Source organism: Citrobacter farmeri (assembly GCF_019048065.1).
GTDB lineage: Bacteria > Pseudomonadota > Gammaproteobacteria > Enterobacterales > Enterobacteriaceae > Citrobacter_A > Citrobacter_A farmeri.
Window position 1 is genome coordinate 4,214,919 of record NZ_CP077291.1, and the last position, 26,084, is coordinate 4,241,002.

The 26,084-nt window shown below is 54.4% G+C and carries 26 protein-coding genes and 1 tRNA gene; 9 read left to right on the top strand and 18 right to left on the bottom strand.

Features of this window, described 5'->3' with window-relative positions:
- Nucleotides 1-2 precede the first annotated feature (2 nt).
- On the bottom strand, nucleotides 3-863 hold the full coding sequence (gene rsmI / locus I6L53_RS19805; RefSeq protein WP_042325157.1) for a 16S rRNA (cytidine(1402)-2'-O)-methyltransferase: 861 nt from the start codon (nucleotides 861-863) through the stop codon (nucleotides 3-5).
- A 64-nt stretch (nucleotides 864-927) separates the two neighbouring features.
- Here rsmI and I6L53_RS19810 point away from each other — a divergent pair, with 64 nt between their 5' ends.
- Genes I6L53_RS19810 through dolP form a run of 4 tightly spaced genes read left to right on the top strand, consistent with a single transcriptional unit; the run spans nucleotide 928 to nucleotide 4,531 of the window.
- Entirely contained in the window at nucleotides 928-2,982 is a 2,055-nt protein-coding gene (locus I6L53_RS19810) for a penicillin-binding protein activator (RefSeq protein ID WP_042325155.1), read from the top strand.
- Entirely contained in the window at nucleotides 2,940-3,335 is a 396-nt protein-coding gene (locus tag I6L53_RS19815; RefSeq protein WP_042325153.1) for a YraN family protein, read from the top strand. Before I6L53_RS19810 ends, I6L53_RS19815 begins: the two co-directional genes overlap by 43 nt.
- A 20-nt stretch (nucleotides 3,336-3,355) precedes the next feature.
- Complete coding sequence (gene diaA, locus I6L53_RS19820; RefSeq protein WP_042325150.1) at nucleotides 3,356-3,946, top strand: DnaA initiator-associating protein DiaA; 591 nt, start codon at nucleotides 3,356-3,358, stop codon at nucleotides 3,944-3,946.
- A gap of 9 nt (nucleotides 3,947-3,955) precedes the next feature.
- Nucleotides 3,956-4,531, top strand: a complete 576-nt coding sequence (dolP, locus tag I6L53_RS19825) for a division/outer membrane stress-associated lipid-binding lipoprotein (protein WP_042325148.1) — start codon at nucleotides 3,956-3,958, stop codon at nucleotides 4,529-4,531.
- Nucleotides 4,532-4,665: 134 nt separating this feature from the next.
- On the opposite strand, the gene I6L53_RS19830 is transcribed toward dolP, so the two are convergent.
- Both I6L53_RS19830 and I6L53_RS19835 read right to left on the bottom strand, forming a co-directional pair.
- Nucleotides 4,666-5,703, bottom strand: a complete 1,038-nt coding sequence (locus tag I6L53_RS19830; RefSeq protein ID WP_042325146.1) for a permease — start codon at nucleotides 5,701-5,703, stop codon at nucleotides 4,666-4,668.
- Nucleotides 5,704-5,772: 69 nt separating this feature from the next.
- Nucleotides 5,773-6,414: an NAD(P)H-binding protein gene (locus tag I6L53_RS19835; protein WP_042325144.1), complete on the bottom strand. Its 642-nt coding sequence runs from the start codon at nucleotides 6,412-6,414 to the stop codon at nucleotides 5,773-5,775.
- Nucleotides 6,415-6,542: 128 nt separating this feature from the next.
- On the opposite strand from I6L53_RS19835, the gene yhbO reads away from it, so the two are divergent.
- Entirely contained in the window at nucleotides 6,543-7,061 is a 519-nt protein-coding gene (gene yhbO / locus I6L53_RS19840) for a protein/nucleic acid deglycase (protein WP_042325142.1), read from the top strand.
- Here yhbO and I6L53_RS19845 read toward each other — a convergent pair.
- The gene (locus I6L53_RS19845; protein WP_042325140.1) at nucleotides 7,041-7,484 is read right to left on the bottom strand and encodes a YhbP family protein; all 444 of its coding nucleotides are present in this window, start codon (nucleotides 7,482-7,484) and stop codon (nucleotides 7,041-7,043) included. The two genes, yhbO and I6L53_RS19845, sit on opposite strands and share 21 nt — an antisense overlap.
- A gap of 52 nt (nucleotides 7,485-7,536) precedes the next feature.
- Between I6L53_RS19845 and I6L53_RS19850 the strand changes: the two genes are divergently transcribed.
- The gene (locus I6L53_RS19850; protein ID WP_042325138.1) at nucleotides 7,537-7,839 is read left to right on the top strand and encodes a GIY-YIG nuclease family protein; all 303 of its coding nucleotides are present in this window, start codon (nucleotides 7,537-7,539) and stop codon (nucleotides 7,837-7,839) included.
- Here I6L53_RS19850 and I6L53_RS19855 read toward each other — a convergent pair.
- On the bottom strand, nucleotides 7,826-8,329 hold the full coding sequence (locus I6L53_RS19855) for a GNAT family N-acetyltransferase (protein ID WP_042325136.1): 504 nt from the start codon (nucleotides 8,327-8,329) through the stop codon (nucleotides 7,826-7,828). The two genes, I6L53_RS19850 and I6L53_RS19855, sit on opposite strands and share 14 nt — an antisense overlap.
- Entirely contained in the window at nucleotides 8,323-8,847 is a 525-nt protein-coding gene (ubiT, locus tag I6L53_RS19860) for a ubiquinone anaerobic biosynthesis accessory factor UbiT (protein ID WP_042325135.1), read from the bottom strand. The genes I6L53_RS19855 and ubiT overlap by 7 nt, the downstream gene beginning before the upstream one ends.
- 220 nt (nucleotides 8,848-9,067) lie before the next feature.
- Here ubiT and ubiU point away from each other — a divergent pair, with 220 nt between their 5' ends.
- The 3 genes from ubiU (at nucleotide 9,068) to I6L53_RS19875 (ending at nucleotide 12,038) form a co-directional block, all read left to right on the top strand.
- Entirely contained in the window at nucleotides 9,068-10,063 is a 996-nt protein-coding gene (gene ubiU, locus I6L53_RS19865) for a ubiquinone anaerobic biosynthesis protein UbiU (RefSeq protein ID WP_042325132.1), read from the top strand.
- A gap of 8 nt (nucleotides 10,064-10,071) precedes the next feature.
- A complete protein-coding gene (locus I6L53_RS19870; RefSeq protein WP_042325130.1) occupies nucleotides 10,072-10,950 on the top strand; it encodes a U32 family peptidase in 879 nt (292 codons plus the stop codon).
- Nucleotides 10,951-11,030: 80 nt separating this feature from the next.
- Nucleotides 11,031-12,038, top strand: coding sequence for a luciferase-like monooxygenase (locus I6L53_RS19875; protein WP_042325129.1), 1,008 nt, complete (start codon nucleotides 11,031-11,033; stop codon nucleotides 12,036-12,038).
- A gap of 85 nt (nucleotides 12,039-12,123) precedes the next feature.
- On the opposite strand, the gene mtr is transcribed toward I6L53_RS19875, so the two are convergent.
- The 12 genes from mtr to I6L53_RS19935 form a co-directional block, all read right to left on the bottom strand.
- Nucleotides 12,124-13,368, bottom strand: a complete 1,245-nt coding sequence (gene mtr, locus I6L53_RS19880) for a tryptophan permease (protein WP_042325127.1) — start codon at nucleotides 13,366-13,368, stop codon at nucleotides 12,124-12,126.
- Between the two features lie 143 nt (nucleotides 13,369-13,511).
- Nucleotides 13,512-15,389 carry an ATP-dependent RNA helicase DeaD gene (deaD, locus tag I6L53_RS19885; protein ID WP_042325125.1) on the bottom strand — a complete coding sequence of 626 codons (1,878 nt, stop codon included), beginning with the start codon at nucleotides 15,387-15,389 and terminating at the stop codon, nucleotides 13,512-13,514.
- Entirely contained in the window at nucleotides 15,382-15,462 is an 81-nt protein-coding gene (gene yrbN, locus I6L53_RS19890) for a protein YrbN (RefSeq protein ID WP_010723222.1), read from the bottom strand. The genes deaD and yrbN overlap by 8 nt, the downstream gene beginning before the upstream one ends.
- A gap of 106 nt (nucleotides 15,463-15,568) precedes the next feature.
- On the bottom strand, nucleotides 15,569-16,453 hold the full coding sequence (gene nlpI, locus I6L53_RS19895) for a lipoprotein NlpI (protein ID WP_042325123.1): 885 nt from the start codon (nucleotides 16,451-16,453) through the stop codon (nucleotides 15,569-15,571).
- A 108-nt stretch (nucleotides 16,454-16,561) separates the two neighbouring features.
- Complete coding sequence (pnp, locus tag I6L53_RS19900; RefSeq protein ID WP_042325120.1) at nucleotides 16,562-18,697, bottom strand: polyribonucleotide nucleotidyltransferase; 2,136 nt, start codon at nucleotides 18,695-18,697, stop codon at nucleotides 16,562-16,564.
- Nucleotides 18,698-18,941: 244 nt separating this feature from the next.
- Nucleotides 18,942-19,211 (bottom strand): 30S ribosomal protein S15, encoded by a 270-nt coding sequence (gene rpsO / locus I6L53_RS19905; protein WP_000059465.1) that lies wholly within the window; start codon nucleotides 19,209-19,211, stop codon nucleotides 18,942-18,944.
- 149 nt (nucleotides 19,212-19,360) lie between these two features.
- Nucleotides 19,361-20,305, bottom strand: a complete 945-nt coding sequence (gene truB, locus I6L53_RS19910) for a tRNA pseudouridine(55) synthase TruB (protein WP_042325118.1) — start codon at nucleotides 20,303-20,305, stop codon at nucleotides 19,361-19,363.
- Nucleotides 20,305-20,706 (bottom strand): 30S ribosome-binding factor RbfA, encoded by a 402-nt coding sequence (rbfA, locus tag I6L53_RS19915; protein ID WP_042325117.1) that lies wholly within the window; start codon nucleotides 20,704-20,706, stop codon nucleotides 20,305-20,307. Before rbfA ends, truB begins: the two co-directional genes overlap by 1 nt.
- Nucleotides 20,707-20,853: 147 nt before the next feature.
- The gene (gene infB, locus I6L53_RS19920) at nucleotides 20,854-23,544 is read right to left on the bottom strand and encodes a translation initiation factor IF-2 (RefSeq protein WP_042325114.1); all 2,691 of its coding nucleotides are present in this window, start codon (nucleotides 23,542-23,544) and stop codon (nucleotides 20,854-20,856) included.
- A gap of 24 nt (nucleotides 23,545-23,568) precedes the next feature.
- Nucleotides 23,569-25,056, bottom strand: a complete 1,488-nt coding sequence (gene nusA, locus I6L53_RS19925) for a transcription termination factor NusA (protein WP_042325113.1) — start codon at nucleotides 25,054-25,056, stop codon at nucleotides 23,569-23,571.
- Between the two features lie 27 nt (nucleotides 25,057-25,083).
- Nucleotides 25,084-25,536, bottom strand: a complete 453-nt coding sequence (gene rimP, locus I6L53_RS19930) for a ribosome maturation factor RimP (RefSeq protein ID WP_043001756.1) — start codon at nucleotides 25,534-25,536, stop codon at nucleotides 25,084-25,086.
- A gap of 207 nt (nucleotides 25,537-25,743) precedes the next feature.
- Nucleotides 25,744-25,820: transfer RNA gene (locus I6L53_RS19935), tRNA-Met, on the bottom strand.
- Between the last annotated feature and the right edge of the window lie 264 nt (nucleotides 25,821-26,084).

A 26,084-nucleotide genomic window follows, 5' to 3' on the forward strand; every position in this document is an offset into this window, starting at 1 on the left:
GATTACCCTTGCTGCTCCAGCGCATATTTGTACAGCGCGTTCTTTTTCACGCCGTGGATTTCCGCCGCCAGCGCCGCGGCTTTCTTTAGCGGCAACTCGGCCTGTAACAACGCGAGGGTGCGCAGGGCATCGGCGGGCAGTTCATCTTCCTGCGCTTTGTGCCCTTCCACAATCAGCACCATCTCGCCTTTACGCCGGTTTTCGTCCTCTTTAACCCACGCCAGCAGTTCCCCCACCGGTGCGCCATGAATCGTCTCCCAGGTTTTGGTCAGCTCACGCGCCAGCACCACATAGCGGGATCCGCCCCACACCGCGACCATATCTTCCAGGCTGTCCAGCAGGCGATGAGTGGATTCATAGAAAATCAACGTGCGCGGTTCGGTTTCGATCGCTTTCAGCGCGTCGCGACGTCCTTTTGATTTGGCGGGTAAAAAGCCTTCATAGCAGAAGCGATCGGACGGCAACCCCGCCGCACTTAATGCAGCAATCGCCGCACAGGGCCCCGGCAACGGTACGACACGGATGCCCTGCTCACGACAGGTACGCACCAGGTGGTAACCCGGATCGTTAATCAGCGGCGTCCCGGCATCAGAAACCAGCGCGATGTTCTGGCCTTCTTTCAACTTCGCCACCAGCGTTTCTGCTTTTTGCTGCTCATTATGATCGTGCAGGGCGAACAACCGGGCATTTATCGCGAAATGCTGCAATAATAATCCGGTATGACGAGTATCTTCAGCGGCAATTAAATCAACAGCTTGTAACACTTCGAGCGCACGCTGGGTAATATCAGACAAATTCCCGATAGGTGTAGGTACAATAAAGAGTTGGCCGCGAGAATTATCCGCCGATTCGTGTTGTGTCATTGTGTCGTCCGTATTGCCGATTTAATATTGAGCATTGCGTATAAAAAATATCACTGGATACAGTATGGTACCCTTAACATTCTCTTGTTTAAAAGCCGCGCGCTGTCTGCCTGTCGTTCTGGCAGCCCTTATTTTCGCCGGCTGCGGCACCCAGTCCCCCGATCAGAGCACTGCCCATATGCAGGGCACAGCACAAGCTGATTCCGGCTTTTATCTGCAACAGATGCAGCAAAGCGCAAATGATAGCAAGACCAACTGGCAATTACTCGCCATTCGTGCACTGCTGAAAGAAGGCAAAAGCCAGCAGGCTATCGACCTGTTTAACCAACTGCCGCAGGATCTGAATGATACCCAGCGCCGGGAACAGTCGCTGCTGGCCGTGGAAAGTAAACTGGCCCAGAAAGATTTCGCCGGAGCACAGGCCCTGCTGGAAAAGCTTACCCCATCTGATTTTGAGAAAAATCAGCAGGCCCGCTACTGGCAGGCGCAGATTGACGCCAGCCAGGGCCGCCCGTCACTCTCGCTGCTGCGCGCCCTGATTGCGCAGGAACCCCTGCTTGGCGAGAAGGATAAGCAGAAAAATATGGACGCCACCTGGCAAGCGTTGTCTGCAATGACGCAGGAGCAGGCACAGGCGCTGGTGATCAATGCGGATGAAAACGTACTGCAGGGCTGGCTGGATCTACAACGCGTCTGGTTTGATAATCGCAGCGATCCGGACATGATGAAAGCAGGCATTGCCGACTGGCAAAAACGCTACCCGCAAAATCCGGGTGCGAAACTGCTGCCAACCCAACTGGTCAACGTGCAGAGCTTTAAACCCGCCTCGACCAGTAAAATCGCCCTGCTGCTGCCGCTGAACGGTCAGGCGGCCGTATTTGGTCGCACCATTCAACAGGGCTTTGAAGCAGCCAAAAATCTTGGTACGCAACCTGTCGACGCGCAGCCCGCCGCACAACCGGCAAACGTCGCCGCTCCAACGCCAACAGACCCGCAGCCGCAGACGACTGATGGCGTCGCCAGTCCTTCCCAGGCATCAGTGAGCGATTTAACCCACGACGAGCAGGCCGAACAGCCAGCCGCCGTCAGCACGTCGCAGGCAACGCCTGTGCAACCAGCCGCAACCAGCGCGGCGGCAAATCCTTCCGCGGAGCTGAAAATTTATGATACCAGCGCCCAACCGCTCGATCAGATCCTGACGCAGGTTCAGCAGGACGGCGCGAGTATCGTGGTCGGTCCGCTGCTGAAAAACAACGTCGACGAACTGGTCAAAAGCAACACTCCGCTGAACGTACTGGCGCTTAACCAGCCGGAATCGGTGCAGAGCCGGGCAAACATCTGTTACTTCGCCCTCTCACCGGAAGATGAAGCGCGTGATGCGGCGCGCCATATCCGTGAACAGGGTAAACAGTCGCCGCTGCTGCTGATCCCACGTAGCGCGCTGGGCGATCGTGTTGCTAACGCCTTTGCCCAGGAGTGGCAAAAACTGGGTGGCAGTACAGTGCTGCAACAGAAATTTGGCTCGACGGCGGAACTGCGTATGGGCGTCAACGGCGGTTCCGGGATAGCGTTAACCGGTAGCCCTATTGCTGCCAGCACACCGTCTCAACCCGGCGTTACCATTGGCAATTTAACCATTCCGGCACCGCCAACGGATGCCCAGATTAGCGGCAACGGTGGTCGCGTGGATGCCGTGTATATTCTGGCAACACCGAATGAGATCGCCTTCATCAAGCCGATGATCGCCATGCGCAACGGTAGCCAGAGTGGTGCAACGCTGTACGCGAGTTCGCGTAGCGCGCAGGGGAATGCTGGCCCGGACTTCCGTCTGGAAATGGATGGCCTGCAGTACAGCGAGATCCCTATGCTGGCAGGCGCGAATCCGTCGCTGATGCAACAGGCGCTGGCTGCAGTGCATAACGACTACTCGCTGGCGCGCATGTACGCAATGGGCGTGGACGCCTGGTCGCTGGCGAACCATTTCTCCCAGATGCGTCAGGTGCAGGGCTTCGAAATTAATGGGAATACCGGCGCGCTGACCGCCAGTCAGGACTGTGTGATTAACAGGAAGTTATCATGGCTCCAGTACCAACAAGGGCAGATTGTCCCCGCCAGTTAACGAGCAAACAGGCCGGTGACGCGTGGGAAACCACCGCACGTCGCTGGCTGGAGCGCAAGGGACTGCATTTTATCGCCGCCAACGTGCATGAACGCGGCGGCGAGATCGATCTGATCATGCGTGATGGCAAGTCGACCGTCTTCATTGAGGTCCGCTACCGACGCTCTGCAACGTTTGGTAGTGCCGCTGCCAGTGTGACACGCAGCAAGCAGCGTAAATTATTACAGGCTGCCCGCTTGTGGCTCGCGCGCCACAATGGGAGTTTTGATACTGTGGATTGCCGGTTCGATGTGTTAGCCTTCACCGGAAATGATGTTGAGTGGTTCAGGAACGCTTTTACCGACTGCTCATAATTGAAGATTTAAGGATTAGCGTGTTAGACAGAATTAAAGTCTGCTTTACCGAAAGCATTCAAACTCAAATTGCAGCGGCAGAAGCCCTCCCGGATGCTATCTCTCGCGCCGCCGTGACGCTGGTTCATTCACTGCTCAATGGCAACAAAATTCTCTGTTGTGGTAATGGGACATCCGCCGCCAACGCACAGCATTTTGCTGCCAGCATGATCAACCGCTTTGAAACAGAACGCCCCAGTTTACCTGCGATTGCACTAAATACGGATAATGTGGTCTTAACAGCGATTGCTAACGACCGTCTGCATGATGAAGTGTATGCAAAACAGGTTCGGGCGTTAGGTCATGCGGGCGATGTCTTACTGGCCATCTCGACGCGCGGCAACAGCCGCGATATTGTTAAGGCCGTGGAAGCCGCCGTCACGCGAGATATGACGATTGTGGCATTGACCGGGTATGACGGGGGGGAACTGGCTGGACTATTAGGGCCACAGGATGTTGAGATCCGTATCCCTTCGCATCATAGCGCGCGCATTCAGGAAATGCATATGCTGACGGTAAACTGCCTGTGCGATCTGATCGATAACACGCTTTTCCCTCACCAGGATGATTAAGGAGTACACATGAAGGCTTTATCGCCAATCGCAGTCCTTATTTCTGCTCTGCTGTTGCAAGGTTGTGTGGCCGCTGCTGTTGTGGGTACCGCCGCCGTTGGCACCAAAGCAGCAACAGACCCACGTAGCGTAGGCACTCAGGTAGACGATGGAACCCTGGAAGTGCGCGTCAACAGCGCGCTGTCGAAAGATGCACAGATCAAGAAAGAAACACGCATTAACGTGACGGCTTATCAGGGTAAAGTGTTACTGGTCGGTCAGTCGCCGAATAGTGAGCTCTCCTCACGGGCTAAACAAATTGCAATGGGTGTCGATGGCGCCACCGAGGTCTATAACGAGATCCGTCAGGGTCAGCCGATTGGCATGGGCACCGCGTCAAATGACACCTGGATCACCACCAAAGTGCGCTCTCAGCTACTGACCAGCGACCAGGTTAAATCATCAAACGTGAAAGTGACGACCGAAAACGGCGAAGTGTTCCTGTTAGGTCTGGTGACCGAACGTGAAGCGAAAGCGGCTGCGGATATCGCCAGCCGGGTCAGCGGCGTGAAGCGCGTGACCACGGCGTTTACCTTCATCAAGTAATCCCCCAAGGCCTGATTAGGCGCTTTAGCGTCGACATCAGGCCATATGTGCCGGATGGCGGCGTGACCGCCTTATCCGGCCTACAGAGTGTATTATTGTAGGCCGGGCAAGCGAAGCGCCCCCGGCATTCCTTTTTATACCAGCGCAATACTTCCTACTATCACGCCAGAGACCACCACCAGCACTGCCGTTAACCACAATGCTTTTGCCGGGAACGCTTTACGCAGCATAATGAGCGACGGCAGGCTAACCGCGGGTAAGGTCATCAGCAGTGCAAGCGCAGGCGCAGTGCCCATCCCTGCCAGCATCATTGTCTGCACAATCGGGATTTCTGCCGCCGTCGGGATCACAAACAAACAACCCGCTACCGCCAGCGCAATCACCCACAGCAGGCTATTATCGATCGCACCATCCGCATGCGGAAACAGCCAGACGCGCGCAGCGCCCAGTACCAGCACCGCCAGGATGTAGACCGGAATAGTACTCCAGAACAGCGTCCACAGCGCACGCCCCCAGCGGACAAAGAACCCGTCCTGCGCATCTGGTTGCGTGATTTCTACCGGCAACTCAGTTTGTGGAGGCTCTTTCACCCATTTTTGCACCAGCGTCGCCACCACCAGCACCATTGCCAGTCCGGCAACCAGACGAATCGCCGCGAAATGCCAGCCGAGGACAAAGCCCATAAATACCAGCGTCGCCGGGTTTAACAGGGGATTCCCCATCCAGAATGCCAGCGCCCCACCCATCGAAACCTGCTGGCGACGCATCCCCGCCGCCACCGGTGCGGCGCAGCAGGTACACATCATGCCGGGCAGAGAGAAAAGCGTGCCAAATAACGTGCCGCGAAAACGCGCTTGCCCGAGCGTACGTAACAGCCAGTCGCGCGGGATCAGAACCTGAATCAGCGAGCCAAGGATCACCCCCAATACTGCGGCCTTCCAGACTGCAATGAAATAGACCATCGCATAGTCCCAGGCCGCCTGCCACGGGTTCGCATCGGCCTGCGCCAGAATGGATTTACCGATACTGTGAGTATCTGCGGCAATGAAGGCTTTCCCGTAATAAGGCTGCCATTTCACGTACCAGAGACCGACGATGACAACAAGAAAGAAAAGAGCGGGCTTCCACCATTGAAACGGTGTTGCCGCCTGAGATGAAGACTGACCAGCCATAGCATTCCCCAGGGAGTGTAAGAGTAATAAGCCGGAGAATACTACGCCTTTGGGAAATGTTTGGAAATGCTATATTGACGCCGCCTTCTCCCGCAGCTGAGACGAGGTCAGGATCGTCACACCTTCATGTTCAGGTGACAGCGCATCAGCCAGCATTGCGCGCGCTACGTCCCGCGCGTCAATCGACTTCCAGTTGCCTGGCAACAACCGGAAAAACGGCGCAAAAAGAGTTTCAGTGAACCGATGTCTGTTGCGGTCACCAAGCAGCATCGACGGACGCGCAATCGTCAACTTCGGCCACGCTTGCGCGATCAGCGCCTCTTCCATTTCCCCTTTTACACGATTGTAGAAAAACGGCGAACGGGCGTTGGCCCCCATCGAACTCACCACCAGCATATGCTGAGCGCCCAGACGGCGGCCGGTCAAGGCGGTGTCGACCACCAGCGTATAGTCGGCATGAATAAATGCCTCTTTGCTGCCAGCTTCGCGCCGGGTCGTACCCAGACAGCAAAAAACGATATCGACAGGATCGGTAACCTGCGCCAGCGCATCGCTCAATTGCGGATCGTAGGGATTATAGACGCCAGGCATGTCCGCCAGCGGACGTCGCGTCGGGGCTGCAATTGAATGGATCTTCGGTTCATTAAGCAGCATCCGCAGCAAATGCCCGCCAACCAACCCGGTCGCCCCGGTAATCAGTACCTGATTCATCCTCACTCCTTTCCAGAATAGTCCGCCTTGCGCCCTCAGTCTCATCGACCAGGCTTATTAGTTCACAGTGTAATTATCCATCATCATGGAAAAATTGCCTTATCCAATGCCACTATCGCGGAGGACGTATGAGTAAGAAGATTGCCGTTTTGATCACTGACGAGTTTGAGGATTCAGAATTCACCTCACCTGCAGCAGAATTTCGCCAGGCCGGGCATGAGGTCATTACGATTGAAAAACAGGCAGGTAAAACGGTGAAAGGCAAAAAAGGCGAGGCCAGCGTCACCATAGATAAAGCGATTGATGAGGTCCGGCCTGCTGATTTTGATGCCCTGCTGTTACCGGGAGGTCATTCACCGGATTACCTGCGCGGTGACGATCGCTTCGTCACCTTTACACGCGACTTCGTGAATACGGGTAAACCCGTCTTCGCCATCTGCCACGGGCCACAGTTGCTGATCAGTGCCGATGTTATTCGCGGTCGTAAACTCACAGCGGTGAAACCGATCATTATCGATGTGAAAAATGCGGGTGCGGAATTTTACGATCAGGAGGTGGTGGTTGATAAAGACCAACTGGTTACCAGTCGTACCCCCGACGATCTGCCAGCGTTCAATCGGGAAGCATTACGTATCCTTGGTGCCTGACTGACGTAGCCACACCAGCTTTTTGCCAAAGCCCAGGGTATTGTCGGTGAACTTGAGTTCATCCAGGCGGATTTCCCATACCGGCGCGGACAGCATCCTGGCGACTGGAAAGCGGCGAAGATAGGCCTGTCGCGCCGCGTCGCTTTCTTCGCCTGCCAGTTGACGGATCTCGCCTGTAAACTGCACACCGCGAATCAATGCGACCGTTTTTGGTTGGCCGTTTACTGTTCCGGCAACGGGCGCTCGCGGGCCTGACATCTGCGCATGACGCGTTTTCTCTTCCGTCAGCAGATAAAAAACCACCTTTTTGGCGTCGAAGAGATAAAACGCATTTGCACACCACAGTTCGCCTTCACGGTGCACGCACCAGGTCACAACATGTTGTTTCGCCAGCCAACGACTGATTGCAGTGAGTGTTTCCATCTCGGTTCTCTTTTATACTGGATGCCAGAAACGTAACACGCCGAAGGCCATGATGACACCCTGGTATCTTTATCTGATCCGCACCGCCGATAACGCCCTGTATACCGGGATCACGACCGACGTGGCGCGCCGCTACCAACAGCATCAAAGTGGTAAAGGCGCGAAGGCGCTACGGGGAAAAGGGGAGTTGACGCTGGCGTTTTCCGCACCGGTTGGCGATCGTTCACTGGCGCTACGCGCTGAATACCGGGTTAAAAGACTCACCAAGCGGCAGAAAGAACGGCTTGTCGCAGAAGGCGAAGGGTTTGCAGCGTTACTGAACGACCTGCAAACCACGGCGCTTAAAAACGATTAAAGTGATCGTGATACTCGACCAGTCCCGTGACGCCGTTTAGCGCGTCTTCCGCTAAACGATGTACCTGGAACGCACTTTCGGTGCCCGGCCAGCGGCAATGCAGATCGTAATGGGCGGCCAGCTCGAAACCAAAGCGGCTGTACAGTGCCGGATCGCCCAGGGTGACCACGGCGGCATAGCCAAATTCGTTGAGTGAATCCAGTCCTTCGTAGACCAACTGGCGCGCCAGGCCTTGCCCACGGTAGTTTTCATCAACTGCCAGCGGTGCCATGCCGACCCACTGCAAATCTTCACCCTGCACGTCAACAGGACTGAATGCCACGTAGCCCACCACCTGACCTTCATCGTCGGTGGCGACCAGACCGAGCGTCAGAAAACCATCTTCACGCAGGGAGTGTACCAGTTCCGCTTCCGCATCGCTTTCGAATGAACGACGCAGCAGGGCATCAATACCGGGTGCATCAATGGGAATTTCTACTCGAATCAGCATGGTTCACCTACCGATGTCTGTTTGGTTTCTGGCGAGTATTTCATGCCCGCCTCAACAAAATCCGCCAGTTGCAGCAGCATAACGCGCAACGCTTTGGGCATCTGCTCCAGCTCAATGGCATCCATCAGGTTCTTCACATACAACCCTAACTCCGTATCCCCTTCAATCACCAGGCGGCGCTGGAAGAAGAGCGTATCCGGATCCTGCTTACGCGCGGCGATCATCAGCAGATCGCTGGCGTCGGCGCTAAAACTCACGTCGGCTTGCGCGTCCTCGCTGACGATCAGTTTGTCATTCTCAACCGAGGTATACCACTTCAGGCCGATATCACGAACCGTAATGCTTAACCAACGGCCTTCAAGGAACTCCAGCTCCCCGTCAGCGAGGGCCTGGCGAAATTGCCAGCTCAGAACCTGTTCCAGAACCTGGCGTTGCAGTGCAAAGGGCGTCAATTTAACTGGCACACTCATCAGAGAAGGACCGAAATGTACTAAGCGTGAACGCAGCTTATCTAACACGAGCTTTACTCCCTGTTTCAATTATCCTGCTATTTTGCCATATCAGATAAACGACATAGCGGCGTAAATCAACAATTACGTGCGAAATCCCTACCTCTTTATTACTGATATCAATACGACTTTAACTGCCTTAAATCAAAAATTGTCGCAGCAAGGTTAACTAAAATCCTTGTTCGTTAACAATTATGCGTCCCAGGCGGCGCAATCTTCAGGATAAATTATGGAGCTGCTCTGCCCTGCCGGAAATCTCCCGGCGCTTAAGGCGGCCATCGAAAACGGCGCTGATGCCGTTTATATCGGGCTTAAAGATGATACTAACGCCCGCCACTTCGCCGGCCTTAACTTTACCGAGAAGAAATTGCAGGAAGCGGTGAGTTTTGTCCATCAACACCGCCGTAAATTACACATCGCAATTAACACATTTGCGCATCCGGATGGTTATGCCCGCTGGCAGCGTGCGGTGGATATGGCTGCGCAACTGGGAGCGGATGCGCTGATCCTCGCCGATCTCGCCATGCTTGAGTATGCCGCAGTTCGTTACCCGCATATTGAGCGCCATGTCTCTGTTCAGGCTTCGGCTACCAATGAAGAAGCGATCAACTTTTATCACCGCAATTTCGATGTTGCTCGCGTCGTCCTGCCGCGCGTGCTCTCGATCCATCAGGTGAAACAGCTTGCCCGCGCAACGCCGGTGCCGCTGGAGGTTTTTGCTTTCGGCAGTCTGTGCATTATGGCCGAAGGCCGCTGTTACCTCTCGTCCTGGCTGACCGGTGAATCCCCCAATACGGTAGGGGCCTGTTCCCCTGCCCGCTTTGTGCGCTGGCAACAGACGCCGCAGGGACTGGAATCACGCCTCAATGAAGTACTGATCGACCGCTATCAGGACGGGGAAAACGCGGGCTATCCGACGCTGTGTAAAGGTCGCTATCTGGTCGACGGCGAGCGTTATCACGTGCTGGAAGAACCCACCAGCCTGAACACGCTGGAACTCCTGCCGGAACTGCTGGCGGCGAATATTGCCTCGGTGAAAATCGAAGGCCGTCAACGCAGCCCAGCCTATGTCAGCCAGGTCGCAAAAGTGTGGCGTCAGGCGATCGACCGCTGTATGGCCGACCCGCAGAACTATGCGCCGCAGGCCGCCTGGATGGAGACGCTCGGCGCGATGTCCGAAGGCACTCAGACGACGCTTGGCGCGTATCACCGTAAATGGCAGTGAGAAAAGCAATGAAATACTCCTTAGGGCCGGTGCTTTACTACTGGCCGAAAGAAACGCTGGAAGACTTTTATCAGCAGGCTGCCACCAGCAGCGCTGATGTCATCTATCTCGGCGAAGCGGTATGTAGCAAACGCCGCGCCACCAAAGTCGGCGACTGGCTGGATATGGCTAAATCGCTCGCCGGTAGCGGTAAGCAGGTGGTGCTTTCGACGCTGGCGCTGGTGCAAGCCTCTTCTGAGCTGAACGAACTGAAGCGCTATGTCGAAAACGGAGACTTTCTGCTGGAGGCCAGCGATCTTGGCGTGGTGAATATGTGCGCCGACCGCAAGCTACCGTTCGTCGCCGGACACGCGCTGAACTGCTACAACGCAGTCACGCTGCGCCTGCTGCTCAAGCAGGGGATGGTGCGCTGGTGCATGCCGGTGGAGCTTTCCCGCGACTGGCTGGCGAACCTGCTCAATCAGTGTGATGAACTGGGGATTCGTCAGCAGTTTGAAGTGGAAGTCCTGAGCTATGGGCACCTGCCGCTGGCTTACTCCGCACGCTGCTTTACCGCCCGCTCGGAAGATCGTCCGAAAGATGAGTGCGAAACCTGCTGCATCAAGTACCCTAATGGCCGCGACGTGCTCTCCCAGGAAAATCAACAGGTGTTCGTCCTCAATGGCATTCAGACCATGAGCGGCTATATCTACAACCTCGGCAATGAACTGACGTCAATGCAGGGGCTGGTGGATATCGTGCGCCTGTCACCGCTGGGAACGGAGACATTCGCGATGCTCGACGCCTTCCGCGCCAATGAAACGGGATGCGCCCCACTGCCACTCACCGCGCACAGCGACTGCAATGGCTACTGGAAACGCCTGGCCGGACTCGAGCTGCAGTTCTGATAAATAGCTCACTTTGTTAACAACATTAACTAATCTTTAATGCAGTATGAAAAGATTAACTGGTAACAAAGTGAGCCGTTATGACTGACAAAACCATTCCTTTCTCGGTGCTGGATCTGGCACCGATTCCTGACGGATCCTCAGCTAAAGAGGCGTTCACGCACTCGCTGGATCTCGCGCGCCTCGCGGAAAAACGAGGCTATCACCGCTACTGGCTGGCGGAACATCACAACATGACCGGTATCGCCAGCGCGGCCACCTCAGTGCTGATTGGCTATCTCGCCGCGAACACCCGGACTTTACATCTCGGTTCCGGCGGCGTCATGCTCCCCAACCACTCACCGCTGGTGATCGCCGAACAGTTCGGTACGCTGAATACGCTCTATCCCGGACGTATCGATCTCGGCTTAGGACGCGCGCCGGGCAGCGACCAGCCGACGATGCGGGCGCTGCGCCGCCATATGGGCAGCGATATCGATAACTTCCCTCGCGACGTCGCTGAACTGGTGGACTGGTTTGATGCGCGCGATCCCAATCCGCAGGTACGCCCGGTGCCTGGCTACGGCGAGAAGATCCCGGTCTGGCTGTTAGGCTCCAGCCTCTATAGCGCGCAGTTAGCCGCACAGCTTGGCCTGCCGTTCGCTTTTGCCTCCCACTTCGCGCCGGATATGCTGTTCCAGGCGCTACATCTGTACCGCACTCAGTTCAGGCCGTCAACGCGGCTGGAAAAACCGTACGCAATGGTGTGTATCAATATCATTGCCGCCGACAGTAACCGTGATGCGGAGTATCTGTTCACCTCGATGCAGCAAGCGTTCGTGAAGTTGCGGCGTGGCGAAACAGGCCAACTCCCGGCGCCGATTCAAAATATAGAGCAGTTCTGGTCGCCGTCAGAACAGTACGGCGTACAACAGGCACTCAGTATGTCGTTGGTCGGGGATAAAGCGAAAGTACGCCACGGGCTGGAGTCTATTCTGCGTGAAACCCAGGCCGACGAGATCATGGTTAACGGGCAGATTTTTGACCATCAGGCGCGTTTGCATTCGTTTGAACTGGCGATGCAGGTGAAAGAAGAGTTGGTGGGGTAGCCTTTTTGCCGGATGGCGGCTTCGCCTTATCCGGCCTACGCGATCCCTGTAGGCCCGGTAAGCGTAGCGCCACCGGGCCACAAGGTTACTGGTATACAGGCAGCAAATTAAAACTCGACAGGATGTGTACCAGCGCGTTACCCACACCGAAAACCAGAATCAGGACAATCATCGGCTTACCACCCCAGACACGGAATTTCGGGCTACCGAAGCGCTGGCGTGATTTGCGTGCCAACAGCGCCGGTACAATCGCGGCCCAGATAGTCGCCGCCAGTCCTGCGTAGCCAATGGCATACAGGAATCCGTTCGGCCACAACAGCCCCCCGACGATCGGCGGAGCAAAGGTGAGCAGCGCGGTTTTGAAGCGTCCCTGCGCCGAATCGTCAAAACTAAACAGATCCGCCAGATAGTCAAACAGTCCCAGCGTGACGCCAAGGAACGAACTCGCCACCGCGAAGTTAGAGAACACCACCAGCAGTAGATCCAGACTACGGCTGTTCAGCACACCGCTCAGCGCCTGTACCAGCACATCAATATTGCCGCCCTTCTGCGCAATGCCGATAAACGCCGGACGTGGAATGTTCCCCATCGTCCCCAGCAACCAGACGGTGTAAAGCACTAGCGCCAGCAGCGTCCCGTAAACCAGGCACTTCACAATAGTACGAGGGTCTTTACCGTAGTATTTCATCAGGCTCGGGACGTTACCGTGATAGCCAAATGACGCCAGACAGAACGGCAGTGTCATCAGCAGGTACGGCGTATAAGAGGCGTTACTTTCCGCGACGTTAAACAGCGTTGTCGGCGCAACGTGTCCAAGCAGACTGCCAAAGGTCAGGAAGAAAGTAATCACCTTCGCACCCAGCACGATCGCCGTCATACGGCTCACCGCTTTGGTACTCAGCCACACCACAAACGCCACCAACAGCGCAAAACCAAAACCGGCCGCACGGGCAGGCACGTTCAGCGACATCTCGCTGAACGTATGGTGCAGAATCGAACCGCTCGCCGAAATATAGGCGTAGGTCAGGATATAGAGCACAAAGGCAATAGAGATACCGTTGACCACGTTCCAGCCTTTGCCCAGCAGGTCTTTGGTGATGGTGTCGAAGCTTGAGCCAATCCGGTAGTTAAGGTTTGCTTCAAGAATCATCAAACCGGAATGCAGCATGCAGAACCAGGTAAAGACCAGCGCCGCCATTGACCAGAAAAACCAGCTACCTGCCATAACCACCGGCAGAGAGAACATCCCTGCGCCAATAATGGTGCCGCCGATAATCACCACGCCGCCGAGCAGCGAAGGTGATGTCTGGGTGGTGGTTAGTGTTGCCATTTAGCGATTTCTCCAGCGAATAATATTGTGACCGCATTTTAGTGTGTTGCACTGTACCAGTACAATAGTACAAATGAAATAAAAAAAGCCCCGATGATTTTATCGGGGCTGTATCTATTACTTTACGTCAGTAAACGAAAGGTTTACGCGTCACGACGACGGCTGGTACCGTCTTCACGACGTGGCGCACGGCTACCTTCACGACGTTCACCGCTGAAACGACGACCATCACCACGGCCACCTTCACGACGCTCACCGCCGAAACCGCGACCACCTTCACGACGCTCACCGCCGAAGCTACGACCACCGCCACGACGTTCAGTGTGCGGCTGTGCATCGCCCACCAACTGCATATTCATCGGTTTGTTGAGGATGCGGGTACGCGTAAAGTGCTGCAATACTTCACCCGGCATACCTTTCGGCAGTTCGATGGTGGAGTGCGAAGCGAACAGCTTGATGTTACCAATGTAACGGCTGCTGATGTCGCCTTCGTTGGCGATCGCGCCAACGATATGACGAACTTCAACACCGTCATCGCGGCCCACTTCAATGCGATACAGCTGCATATCGCCAACATCGCGACGTTCACGACGCGGACGGTCTTCACGGTCGCCACGCGGAGCGCGATCGTTGCGGTCACGAGGACCACGATCGTCACGATCGCGGAATTCACGCTTCGGACGCATCGGCGCATCTGGCGGCAGAATCAGCGGACGTTCGCCCTGGGCCATCTTCAGCAGAGCGGCAGCCAGGGTTTCGATATCCAGCTCTTCGTCTTCCGCAGTCGGCTGCAGTTTAGCCAGCAGCGCACGGTACTGATCCAGATCGCTGCTTTCCAACTGCTGCTGTACTTTGGCCGCAAATTTTTCCAGACGGCGTTTGCCCAGCAGTTCTGCGTTCGGCAGTTCAACTTCCGGAATGGTCAGCTTCATGGTGCGTTCGATGTTACGCAGCAGACGACGCTCGCGGTTCTCAACGAACAGCAGCGCACGGCCTGCACGACCCGCACGACCGGTACGACCGATACGGTGAACGTAAGACTCTGAATCCATCGGGATATCGTAGTTTACTACCAGGCTGATACGCTCAACGTCCAGGCCACGGGCCGCAACGTCGGTGGCAATCAGGATATCCAGACGACCATCTTTCAGACGCTCCAGGGTCTGCTCACGCAGCGCCTGGTTCATGTCGCCGTTCAGCGCGGCACTGTTATAGCCGCTACGCTCCAGCGCTTCAGCCACTTCCAGCGTCGCGTTTTTGGTACGAACGAAGATAATCGCCGCATCAAAATCTTCCGCTTCCAGGAAACGCACCAGCGCTTCATTCTTACGCATGCCCCAGACAGTCCAGTAGCTCTGGCTGATGTCCGGACGGGTAGTGACGCTGGACTGAATGCGCACTTCCTGCGGTTCTTTCATGAAACGACGGGTAATGCGACGAATCGCTTCCGGCATGGTGGCAGAGAACAGAGCGGTCTGATGACCCTCCGGGATCTGCGCCATGATGGTTTCAACGTCTTCGATGAAGCCCATACGCAGCATTTCATCGGCTTCGTCCAGTACCAGACCGCTCAGGCGAGACAGGTCCAGGGTACCGCGTTTTAAGTGATCAAGCAGACGACCCGGCGTACCGACGACGATCTGCGGCCCTTGACGCAGGGCGCGTAACTGCACGTCATAACGCTGGCCGCCGTAAAGGGCAACCACGTTCACGCCGCGCATGTGTTTAGAGAAATCCGTCATGGCTTCGGCTACCTGAACCGCCAGTTCGCGGGTCGGTGCCAGCACCAGAATCTGAGGTGCCTTCAGCTCAGGATCAAGATTGTTGAGCAGCGGTAAAGAGAACGCTGCGGTTTTGCCGCTACCGGTCTGGGCCATACCCAGAACATCGCGACCGCCCAGCAGATGCGGAATGCACTCTGCCTGGATTGGAGATGGTTTTTCGTAACCCAGATCGTTAAGGGCTTCAAGGATAGGAGCCTTCAGGCCCAGATCTGCAAAAGTGGTTTCGAATTCAGCCATGTAGTACGTGTGCCTCAAAATTAATGGCGGCCAGTCTACATAACTCATCATGAAATTGATCTGCAATTTTCATTGAAAAGTGTGAACCGGCTCAAAGTAGGTGTATTAACGAACAACAACGCCCTCACCCGTGAAGGTGATGGCAATCAAAAAAGATTACGGGCTGATGTGTACGTCAGCTATTGCTGGTCCGATTCTGCCAGGTCATCTTGGTCCTGGCCCAGGAGCGATAATTCCAACAATGCATATCGGTGCTCAACAAAGTTATGAACGTTGTTAGCCACCGCCAGTTTGAACAATGCCGTAGCGTTGTCCAAATCCCCCAGACTTAGGTAGTACTTACCTAAATAGAAGTTGGTTTCACTGAGATGCTCAGCGAGCGAGGTGTTATCCGTTGCGTCCGCCTTGAGCTTTTCCATTAGCGTTGCTTCGCTAATGTTGCCCAGGTAGAACTCGACAATGTTCCATCCCCATTGTTCTTTATCCGATTTCTCGAAGCGCTGTTTCAGCGCAACTTTCGCCTGCTTCTCATCGAGCTTCTGCTCAGCGAGATAAAGCCACAGGCTGCGGAAAGGATCATTGGGATCGTCTTGATAAAACGCCAGCAGATCATCTTGCGCTAACTTGTCGCGACCGCCGTAATACAATGCGATACCGCGATTTAAGTGCGCGTAGTTGTAAGTTGGATCAAGCTCAAGTACAGAATCAAACGCTTCATAGGCAGCATCAAAATTGCCTGCCTGCGTTAAATAAATGCCTAAGTAATTGAATACTTCAGGCATATCAGGTCGGATTGCCAACGCTTGTGAAAAATCATTTCGCGCTAATGCCCTCAGACCGAGACTATCATACAACACTCCGCGCTCATATAAAAGCTGTGCGCGTTCGTCATCGGTTAAAGCCCGACTGGCAAGAATTTGTTCCATGCGTGCCAGAATCACTTCCTGCTGCAAAGTCGGTTGCAATGGTACTGCGAGGACTTCACTCTTACGCCAGGCGGAATTACTGCATCCAGCCAGCGTGAGTGCTGTTGCCACGAAACACCAGCGCAAAAAAGGCTTCATTTCCCACTCCCGAAGACAACGATTAATTGAACGTCCTGTTCCCCGGTTGCTAACAAGGCGTCCTGCCAGGTTAAAAGCCCTCCGCAACGCGGAGGGCAAATGGCAACCTTACTCGCCCTGCTGGCTAGCCGGAGCTTCCGGTGCAGCCGCTGGCTGAGATTGTTCAGTTGCTTCTTTAATGCTCAGACGTACGCGGCCCTGGCGATCAACTTCCAGAACTTTAACCGGTACTTCCTGGCCCATCTGCAGGTAATCGGTCACTTTCTCTACGCGCTTATCCGCGATCTGCGAGATGTGAACCAGACCTTCTTTACCGCCGCCGATGGCAACAAATGCGCCAAAGTCAACGATACGGGTCACTTTACCATTGTAGATACGACCAACTTCGATTTCTGCCGTGATCTCTTCGATACGACGGATAGCGTGTTTCGCTTTCTCACCGTCGGTCGCCGCGATCTTCACAGTACCGTCATCTTCGATTTCGATGGTGGTGCCGGTTTCTTCGGTCAACGCACGGATCACAGAACCACCCTTGCCGATCACGTCTTTGATCTTGTCCGGGTTGATCTTGATGGTGTGGATACGCGGAGCAAACTGAGAAATGTCGCCGCGCGGCGCGTTGATCGCCTGTTCCATCACGCCCAGGATGTGCAGACGCGCACCTTTAGCCTGGTTCAGTGCAACCTGCATGATCTCTTTGGTGATACCTTCAATTTTGATATCCATCTGCAGAGCAGAGATACCGTCGCGGGAACCCGCCACTTTGAAGTCCATATCGCCGAGGTGGTCTTCGTCGCCCAAGATGTCAGACAGTACGACAAAGTTGTCGCCTTCTTTCACCAGACCCATTGCGATACCCGCAACGGCGGCTTTGATCGGCACACCTGCGTCCATCAGCGCCAGAGAAGCGCCACAGACGGAAGCCATGGAAGAAGAACCGTTAGATTCGGTGATTTCAGACACCACACGTACGGTGTACGGGAATTTGTCCATTTCTGGCATAACAGCCAGAACGCCGCGCTTCGCCAGACGACCGTGACCAATTTCACGACGCTTCGGAGAACCGACCATGCCGGTTTCGCCAACGGAGTACGGAGGGAAGTTGTAGTGGAACAGGAAGCTGTCAGTACGCTCGCCCATCAGTTCATCAAGAACCTGTGCGTCACGTGCAGTTCCCAGCGTTGCAGTAACCAGCGCCTGAGTTTCACCACGGGTGAACAGTGCAGAACCGTGAGTACGCGGCAGTACGCCAGTGCGCACGTCCAGACCACGGATCATGTCTTTTTCACGGCCATCGATGCGCGGCTCGCCAGCCAGTACACGGCTACGAACAACGTTTTTCTCGATTGCGTGCAGGATTTCACCCAGTTCATTAGCGTCCAGGGTTTCGTCTTCAGCAACCAGCGTCGCGATGGTTTCAGATTTGATCACGTCAACCTGAGCATAACGCTCTTGTTTATCGGTGATACGGTAAGCATCGCTCAGGCGAGATTCAGCAAGCGCAGCAACGCGCGCGTTCAGCGCTTCGTTTACAGCTTCCGGCTGCCAGTCCCAACGCGGTTTACCGGCTTCTTTCACCAGATCGTTGATCGCCTGGATAACCACCTGCTGCTGATCGTGACCGAACACCACGGCGCCCAGCATTTGATCTTCACTCAGCAGTTCCGCTTCGGATTCAACCATCAGTACGGCAGCTTCGGTACCAGCTACCACCAGATCCAGCTTGCTCTCTTTCAGCTCGTCCTGAGTCGGGTTCAGTACGTACTGGTCATTGATATAACCAACACGTGCCGCACCGATTGGGCCGTTGAACGGAATACCAGACAGAGACAGTGCAGCAGAGGCACCGATCATCGCCACGATATCCGGGTTAACCTGTGGGTTAACGGAAACGACGGTTGCGATAACCTGAACTTCGTTCACGAAACCTTCCGGAAACAGCGGACGAACCGGGCGGTCAATCAGACGCGCGATCAGGGTTTCGCCTTCGCTTGGACGGCCTTCACGACGGAAGAAGCTACCTGGGATACGGCCAGCAGCGTAGGTACGCTCCTGATAGTTAACGGTCAGCGGGAAGAAGTCCTGACCCGGCTTCGCTTTTTTCTGGCCAACAACGGTAACGAATACCGCGGTGTCGTCCATGCTAACCATAACAGCGGCAGTAGCCTGACGGGCCATCATGCCGGTTTCCAGCGTGACGGTATGCTGACCGTACTGGAATTTACGAACGATCGGATTAAGCAAAATAATATCCTTTCAAATTTTTGGCGACACAGACTGAATCGCCGTTAATACCCGATCTTCTGCGCATCCTCGCGACTAATGACAACCCTAACCCATACGATATTGGGTAAAGCCTCTCATTAGCCGCGCGAACCTCTGCAACGGAAGATCATTCATAGCAACAATACAATAGTTTCCAGTGAATTGCTGCCATCTGCTTGAAAAAAGGGGCCATGAAGGCCCCCTTTTACGAAACTCGCAAGAATTAGCGACGCAGACCCAGACGCTCAATCAGCGCGGTGTAGCGTGCAACATCTTTACGTTTCAGGTAGTCGAGCAGTTTACGACGCTGAGAAACCATGCGCAGCAGACCACGACGGCTGTGGTGATCTTTTTTGTGCTCTGCAAAGTGGCCCTGCAGGTGGTTAATCTGTGCAGTCAACAGAGCAACCTGAACATCGGTAGAACCGGTGTCGTTTGCATCACGACCGAACTCAGAAACGATTTTAGCTGTAGCTTCAGTACTTAGAGACATTTTAAAACTCCAAAGTATTAAGTATGAAAGGACGCCGATCTCTAATTCAGCGTTCCCAGTGTACGCCGTGCGAACTGTTAAAAAATTCACGCAACGTTAAGCGGCAGTATTCTACTCGTAGCGCCTTCTTATCGCAAGACGAACCCGCGCTACGCCGGATACTCCACCACTAATCGGCGAGGCGCTACGCGACCTTCGTCGTCGATCTCGCCCATACCGATAAATTTACCATCATCACCTTCCGTAACACGAACCAGTCCCTCCAGCGGTGCGCCGTTCGTGCGAACTGGGTTACCGTTTTTGAAGTAAACTGAAGAGGTTAACGGCAAATTAACAATGGGATAGTCCGAAGCCGGACTGTCCATTGGCATCAGCAGCGGATCAAGCAACTGTGCTGCTGGTATCCCCTGTTGTTCCGCCTGTTCGACCAATTCACGCAGATGTTCCAGCGTGACCATACGATCCACCGGATATTTGCTAACCGTCAGACGACGAAGGAAGATCACATGGGCGCCACATCCCAGCTTCTCACCTAAATCGTCAATAATGGTGCGAATATAAGTGCCTTTCGAGCAGTGAACTTCCAGCTCCAGCTCATCTCCTTCATGGCGGATGAACAGCAGCTCGTAAACGGTAATTGGTCGGGCTTCGCGCGGCACGTCAATGCCCTGACGCGCGTATTCGTACAGTTTTTTACCCTGATACTTTAGCGCCGAATACATCGACGGCACCTGCTCAATATCGCCGCGGAAAGTATCCAGCGCGGCAGCCAACTGTTCAGGGGTGAAGGTGACCGGGCGCTCCTGCACGATTTGCCCATCGGCATCGGAGGTGTCTGTACGCTGCCCCAGACGGGCAATCACCCGATAACGCTTATCGGAATCCAACAGATACTGCGAAAACTTGGTCGCTTCCCCGAGGCAGATCGGCAGCATACCCGTCGCTAACGGATCCAGCGCCCCGGTATGCCCGGCGCGGTTGGCGTTATAGATGCGTTTCACTTTTTGCAGTACGTCATTGCTGGACATGCCCTGCGGCTTATCCAGCAGCAGGACACCGTGAATGTCGCGACCACGACGACGAGGACGACTCATTAGTCCTCCTTGCTGTCGTCCGGGTTTACACGACGTTCTTCATCATGTTTAACCACGTTGGTCACCAGGTTGGACATGCGCATCCCTTCCACCAGCGAGTTATCGTAGAAGAAGGTCAGTTCCGGCACGATACGCAGACGCATCGCTTTACCCAGCAGGCTTCGGATGAAGCCAGACGCTTCCTGTAACGCTTTGATGCCCGCTTTGATCGCGTTTTCATCTTTGTCATTCAGGAAGGTGACATACACTTTGGCATACGCCAGATCGCGTGACATTTCGACACCCGAAACGGTGGTCATCATGCCCAGACGCGGGTCTTTAATTTCGCGCTGCAGGATGATTGCGATCTCTTTTTGCATCTCCTGTCCCACGCGCTGCGGGCGACCAAATTCTTTCGCCATAATAAATTCTCCAGACAAAAAAGGGGCCCTAAGCCCCTTTTAAAAATTATTGCCGGGTGGCGCTTTGAAGCCTGATGACGCTTCGCTTATCAGACCTACAACCCGGACGTAGGCCCGGTAAACGCAGTGCCACCGGGCATACGAAGATTATGCGATGGTACGCTGAATCTCGATGATCTCGAACACTTCGATCATATCGCCAACGCGAACGTCGTTGTAGTTCTTCACGCCGATACCACATTCCATACCGTTACGGACTTCGTTAACGTCATCTTTGAAGCGGCGCAGGGATTCCAGCTCGCCTTCATAGATAACCACGTTGTCACGCAGTACGCGGATTGGGTTGTGACGCTTAATCGTCCCTTCGGTAACCATACAGCCCGCGATGGCACCAAATTTCGGCGATTTAAACACATCACGTACTTCAGCCAGACCGATGATCTGCTGTTTCAGTTCCGGAGACAGCATACCGCTCATCGCCGCTTTCACTTCGTCGATCAGGTTATAGATGACGGAGTAGTAACGCAGATCCAGGCTTTCAGATTCAATCACTTTACGTGCAGAGGCATCCGCACGAACGTTGAAGCCAACCAGAATTGCGTTGGACGCCGCAGCCAGGGTCGCGTCGGTTTCGGTGATACCACCGACACCAGAACCGATGATCTTCACTTTCACTTCGTCAGTAGACAGTTTCAGCAAGGAGTCGGAGATCGCTTCCACAGAACCCTGAACGTCGGCCTTCAGCACGATGTTCACTTCGTGAACTTCGCCTTCGGTCATGTTGGCGAACATGTTCTCGAGTTTAGATTTCTGCTGACGTGCCAGTTTCACTTCACGGAATTTGCCCTGACGATACAGTGCAACTTCACGTGCTTTCTTCTCGTCACGTACCACGGTCACTTCGTCACCGGCTGCCGGAACACCGGACAGACCCAGGATTTCCACCGGAATGGACGGACCCGCTTCCAGCACTTCCTGACCCAGTTCGTTACGCATCGCACGAACGCGACCGTATTCGAAGCCGCACAGTACGATGTCGCCTTTATGCAGCGTGCCTTCACGCACCAGTACGGTGGCAACCGGGCCACGACCTTTATCCAGGAAGGATTCGATGACCGCACCGCTTGCCATCCCTTTACGTACGGCTTTCAGTTCCAGAACTTCGGCCTGCAGCAGGATTGCATCCAGCAGGTCGTCGATACCGGTACCTGCTTTTGCAGACACGTGCACGAACTGGCTCTCACCGCCCCACTCTTCCGGCAGGATGCCGTACTGGGACAGCTCGTTTTTAACGCGATCCGGATCGGCTTCCGGCTTATCGATTTTGTTCACTGCAACCACAACCGGCACACCCGCCGCTTTCGCGTGCTGGATAGCTTCGATGGTCTGCGGCATCACGCCGTCGTCTGCTGCAACAACCAGAACCACGATATCCGTTGCCTGCGCACCACGAGCACGCATAGAGGTAAACGCGGCGTGACCCGGGGTGTCCAGGAAGGTGATCATACCGTTGTCGGTTTCAACATGGTAAGCACCGATGTGCTGGGTAATGCCGCCCGCTTCACCAGAGGCCACTTTCGTTGAACGAATGTAGTCCAGCAGAGACGTTTTACCGTGGTCAACGTGACCCATGATGGTCACGACCGGTGCGCGCGGTTCAGCCGCAGCACCTGTGTCACGGTCGCTCATTACCGCTTCTTCCAGCTCGTTCTCACGACGCAGGATGACTTTGTGGCCCATCTCTTCGGCAACCAGTTGTGCGGTTTCCTGGTCGATCACCTGGTTGATGGTCGCCATTGCGCCCAGCTTCATCATCGCTTTGATGACCTGAGAGCCTTTAACCGCCATCTTGTTCGCCAGATCGCCAACGGTGATGGTTTCGCCAATCACAACGTCACGGTTAACCGCCTGCGCTGGCTTCTGGAAGCCCTGCTGTAGTGCGGAACCTTTACGCTGTTTGCCACCTTTACCACCGCGAACCGCAGCACGTGCTTCTTCACGGTCGGCTTTAGATTCAGCGTGCTTGTTGCCTTTCTTCGCCGGACGCGCCGCTTTCGTGTTGCGGCCACGGCCACGGCCGCCTTCCACTTCACGATCGTTTTCGTCTTCGGCCTGGCGAGCGTGCTGAGAAGTGGTGACGTGATAATCGCTCTTATCTTCTTCCACTTTTTCCTGCTCGGCCCACACGCCTGCGTTCTCTTCCGCCATACGGCGAGCTTCTTCCGCAACGCGGCGCGCTTCTTCTTCAAGCTTGCGACGTGCTTCTTCTTCCGCTTTACGCTTCAGCTCTGCAGCTTCATTCTCACGGCGGGCTTTCTCGGCCTGGGCGGTTTTGGTCATATCGTCAGTCTGTTGATTGCTCACTTTGTCTTTTTCCGCAGCTTCACGTTTCGCTTTATCAGCGGCGTCACGCTTAGCTTGTTCTGCGGCCTCACGGTCAGCTTTTTGTTGCGCCTCGCGTTTGGCCATTTCTTCTGCCTCACGACGGGCTTGCTCTTCCGCTTCACGCTGCGCTTGCTCTTCCGCAGCAAGGCGTTCGGCCTCTTGCGGATCACGTTTCACAAAGGTGCGCTTCTTGCGGACTTCGATTTGTACCGATTTGCTTTTTCCACCGGTACCTGGAATGTTCAGGGTGCTACGCGTTTTACGCTGCAGCGTCAGCTTATCCGGGCCAGAACCATTTTCACGGTTCAGGTGCGCCAGTAAAGTCTGTTTTTCTTGCGCGGACACAGAGTCATCAGCAGACTTCGGGATACCGGCATCAGCAAATTGCTGTACCAGGCGATCCACGGAGGTCTGTATCTCTGCGGCCAGCGTTTTTACGGTTACATCTGTCATGCTGTTCCTTCCTGCTACAGTTTATTACGCTTCGTCGCCGAACCAGCAAATATTACGGGCAGCCATAATCAGCTCACCGGCTTTTTCGTCGGTCAACCCTTCGATATCAGCCAGATCATCAATGCCCTGTTCGGCGAGATCTTCCAGCGTACAAACACCACGGGCAGCCAGTTTGAATGCCATATCGCGATCTAATCCTTCCAGATTCAGCAGATCGTCAGCCGGTTTGTTATCACCGAGGCTTTCTTCCTGGGCCAGTGCCAGAGTGGTCAGTGCGTTTTTAGCACGCTCGCGCAGTGCTTCAACGGTTGGCTCATCAAGGCCGTCGATTTCCAGCAGCTCTTTCATTGGCACATAGGCCAGTTCTTCCAGGGTTGCGAACCCTTCTTCAACCAGAACTGTGGCGAACTCTTCATCAATATCGAGATATTTGGTGAAGGTATCGATCGCGGCATGGGCTTCAGCCTGATGTTTAGCCTGGAGGTCATCAACGGTCATCACGTTGAGTTCCCAGCCGCTTAATTGCGAAGCCAGGCGGACGTTCTGACCATTACGTCCAATTGCTTGCGCCAGGTTACCGGCTTCAACGGCGATATCCATGGTGTGCTTATCTTCATCCACCACGATAGACGCAACGTCAGCAGGCGCCATAGCGTTAATCACGAACTGCGCCGGGTTGTCATCCCACAGGACGATATCGATGCGCTCACCGCCCAGTTCGGTCGAGACCGCCTGCACGCGCGCGCCGCGCATACCAACACACGCACCGACCGGGTCGATTCGCTTGTCGTTGGTTTTCACCGCGATTTTCGCACGAGAACCAGGATCACGAGCAGCGGCTTTAATTTCAATGACTTCTTCGCCAATTTCCGGCACTTCAATGCGGAACAGTTCGATCAGCATTTCCGGTTTAGAACGGGTGACGAACAGTTGCGCACCGCGCGCTTCCGGACGAACAGAGTAGAGAACGCCACGGATACGGTCACCAGGGCGGAAGTTTTCACGCGGCAGCATATCTTCACGCAGGATCACAGCTTCAGCATTGCTGCCCAGATCCAGAGAGATGTTGTCGCGATTCACTTTCTTCACCACGCCAGTGATGATTTCACCTTCGTGTTCACGGAACTGATCGACAACCATCGCGCGTTCAGCTTCACGAACCTTCTGCACGATAACCTGTTTTGCCGTCTGGGTAGTGATACGGTCAAAGGTCACAGATTCAATCTGATCTTCAACGTAATCGCCCAGGTTCAGGCTTTCATCTTCAAAACGTGCGGCTTCCAGCGTGATTTCTTTCGTCGGCTGGGTCACTTCTTCAACGATCACCCAGCGACGGAAGGTGTCAAAATCACCGCTTTTACGATCGATTTCTACGCGAACGTCAATCTCTTGTTCATATTTTTTCTTTGTCGCTGTAGCCAGCGCACTTTCCAACGCTTCAAAAATTTTCTCGCGTGGCAGCGCTTTCTCATTGGATACGGCTTCAACAACAGCCAAAATTTCTTTGTTCATCGCGGGCTTTTCACCTCATCCAGACTGTTAAAAGTGGGGAACCAGGTTCGCCTTCTGGATATTACTCAGCGCGAACACTTCATCTTTTCCTTCGACTGTGACAGTGATCATTTCACCATCTACCGCTTTGATAACGCCCTGCCATTTACGGCGGTTCTGTACCGCCATGCGGAGTACCAGCGAAACTTCTTCACCCAGGAAACGCACATAGTGTTCAGCAGTGAACATTGGGCGGTCGAGACCCGGTGAGGAGACTTCCAGGTTGTAAGCCACAGTAATAGGATCTTCGACGTCCAGTACTGCGCTCACCTGATGGCTCACATCAGCACAATCATCAACATTGATGCCATCTTCACTATCAATATAGATGCGCAGTGTGGATGTGCGACCGCGAATAAATTCGATGCCGACCAGCTCATAACCTAAGGCTTCAACTGGTGCTGTAATCATCTCTGTTAATTTTTGCTCTAATGTGGACAAGCCCACCCCCAAGACATAAAAAAAGGGCCTAAAGCCCAGTTATTCTGTAGTCAGATAACAAAAAACCCCGATAAATCGGGGCTTTAGATAACTGAACCCTATAACCGCAACTGCGGTCTGGAGAACCTTCCGAAAGAATTTTTTTCAAATCCAGCTACGAAGGCCATAGTCTTCACAGTATATTTGAAAAAGAACTCTAAGGGAAAGTGGTTGCGGGGGCCGGATTTGAACCGACGACCTTCGGGTTATGAGCCCGACGAGCTACCAGGCTGCTCCACCCCGCGCCTGAAACGTGGCAAATTTTACTCGTTTTGGGTAAAAGATGCAAATACTGTTGGGATTTGGTACCGAGGACGGGACGTAAAATCTGCGCGTATTATATTGATTAACTCCCCATTGTGTCAACCTTGTTAACAACATAACCTGATGCGTCGTCATCTGCGTTATTTGTGGAAAAAAACACGAAACTCTTCCTGTCTCCGTAAAAAGATGATTAAATGAAAACTCATTTATTTTGCATAAACATGCATTGAAAGAAGAAAGCCGAT

What these genes read in the sequence shown, in the direction of transcription:
- yhbO (WP_042325142.1), top strand. Translation starts at nt 6,543, where the DNA reads ATGAGTAAGAAGATTGCCGTTTTGATCACTGACGAGTTTGAGGATTCA.
- rbfA (WP_042325117.1), bottom strand. Translation starts at nt 20,706, where the DNA reads ATGGCGAAAGAATTTGGTCGCCCGCAGCGCGTGGGACAGGAGATGCAA.
- I6L53_RS19835 (WP_042325144.1), bottom strand. Translation starts at nt 6,414, where the DNA reads ATGAATCAGGTACTGATTACCGGGGCGACCGGGTTGGTTGGCGGGCAT.
- I6L53_RS19830 (WP_042325146.1), bottom strand. Translation starts at nt 5,703, where the DNA reads ATGGCTGGTCAGTCTTCATCTCAGGCGGCAACACCGTTTCAATGGTGG.
- yrbN (WP_010723222.1), bottom strand. Translation starts at nt 15,462, where the DNA reads ATGAAAATTGCAGATCAATTTCATGATGAGTTATGTAGACTGGCCGCC.
- I6L53_RS19875 (WP_042325129.1), top strand. Translation starts at nt 11,031, where the DNA reads ATGACTGACAAAACCATTCCTTTCTCGGTGCTGGATCTGGCACCGATT.
- dolP (WP_042325148.1), top strand. Translation starts at nt 3,956, where the DNA reads ATGAAGGCTTTATCGCCAATCGCAGTCCTTATTTCTGCTCTGCTGTTG.
- infB (WP_042325114.1), bottom strand. Translation starts at nt 23,544, where the DNA reads ATGACAGATGTAACCGTAAAAACGCTGGCCGCAGAGATACAGACCTCC.
- I6L53_RS19850 (WP_042325138.1), top strand. Translation starts at nt 7,537, where the DNA reads ATGACACCCTGGTATCTTTATCTGATCCGCACCGCCGATAACGCCCTG.
- deaD (WP_042325125.1), bottom strand. Translation starts at nt 15,389, where the DNA reads ATGGCTGAATTCGAAACCACTTTTGCAGATCTGGGCCTGAAGGCTCCT.
- nusA (WP_042325113.1), bottom strand. Translation starts at nt 25,056, where the DNA reads ATGAACAAAGAAATTTTGGCTGTTGTTGAAGCCGTATCCAATGAGAAA.
- ubiU (WP_042325132.1), top strand. Translation starts at nt 9,068, where the DNA reads ATGGAGCTGCTCTGCCCTGCCGGAAATCTCCCGGCGCTTAAGGCGGCC.
- I6L53_RS19815 (WP_042325153.1), top strand. Translation starts at nt 2,940, where the DNA reads ATGGCTCCAGTACCAACAAGGGCAGATTGTCCCCGCCAGTTAACGAGC.
- I6L53_RS19870 (WP_042325130.1), top strand. Translation starts at nt 10,072, where the DNA reads ATGAAATACTCCTTAGGGCCGGTGCTTTACTACTGGCCGAAAGAAACG.
- I6L53_RS19855 (WP_042325136.1), bottom strand. Translation starts at nt 8,329, where the DNA reads ATGCTGATTCGAGTAGAAATTCCCATTGATGCACCCGGTATTGATGCC.
- truB (WP_042325118.1), bottom strand. Translation starts at nt 20,305, where the DNA reads ATGAGTCGTCCTCGTCGTCGTGGTCGCGACATTCACGGTGTCCTGCTG.
- nlpI (WP_042325123.1), bottom strand. Translation starts at nt 16,453, where the DNA reads ATGAAGCCTTTTTTGCGCTGGTGTTTCGTGGCAACAGCACTCACGCTG.
- mtr (WP_042325127.1), bottom strand. Translation starts at nt 13,368, where the DNA reads ATGGCAACACTAACCACCACCCAGACATCACCTTCGCTGCTCGGCGGC.
- I6L53_RS19845 (WP_042325140.1), bottom strand. Translation starts at nt 7,484, where the DNA reads ATGGAAACACTCACTGCAATCAGTCGTTGGCTGGCGAAACAACATGTT.
- rsmI (WP_042325157.1), bottom strand. Translation starts at nt 863, where the DNA reads ATGACACAACACGAATCGGCGGATAATTCTCGCGGCCAACTCTTTATT.
- I6L53_RS19810 (WP_042325155.1), top strand. Translation starts at nt 928, where the DNA reads ATGGTACCCTTAACATTCTCTTGTTTAAAAGCCGCGCGCTGTCTGCCT.
- rpsO (WP_000059465.1), bottom strand. Translation starts at nt 19,211, where the DNA reads ATGTCTCTAAGTACTGAAGCTACAGCTAAAATCGTTTCTGAGTTCGGT.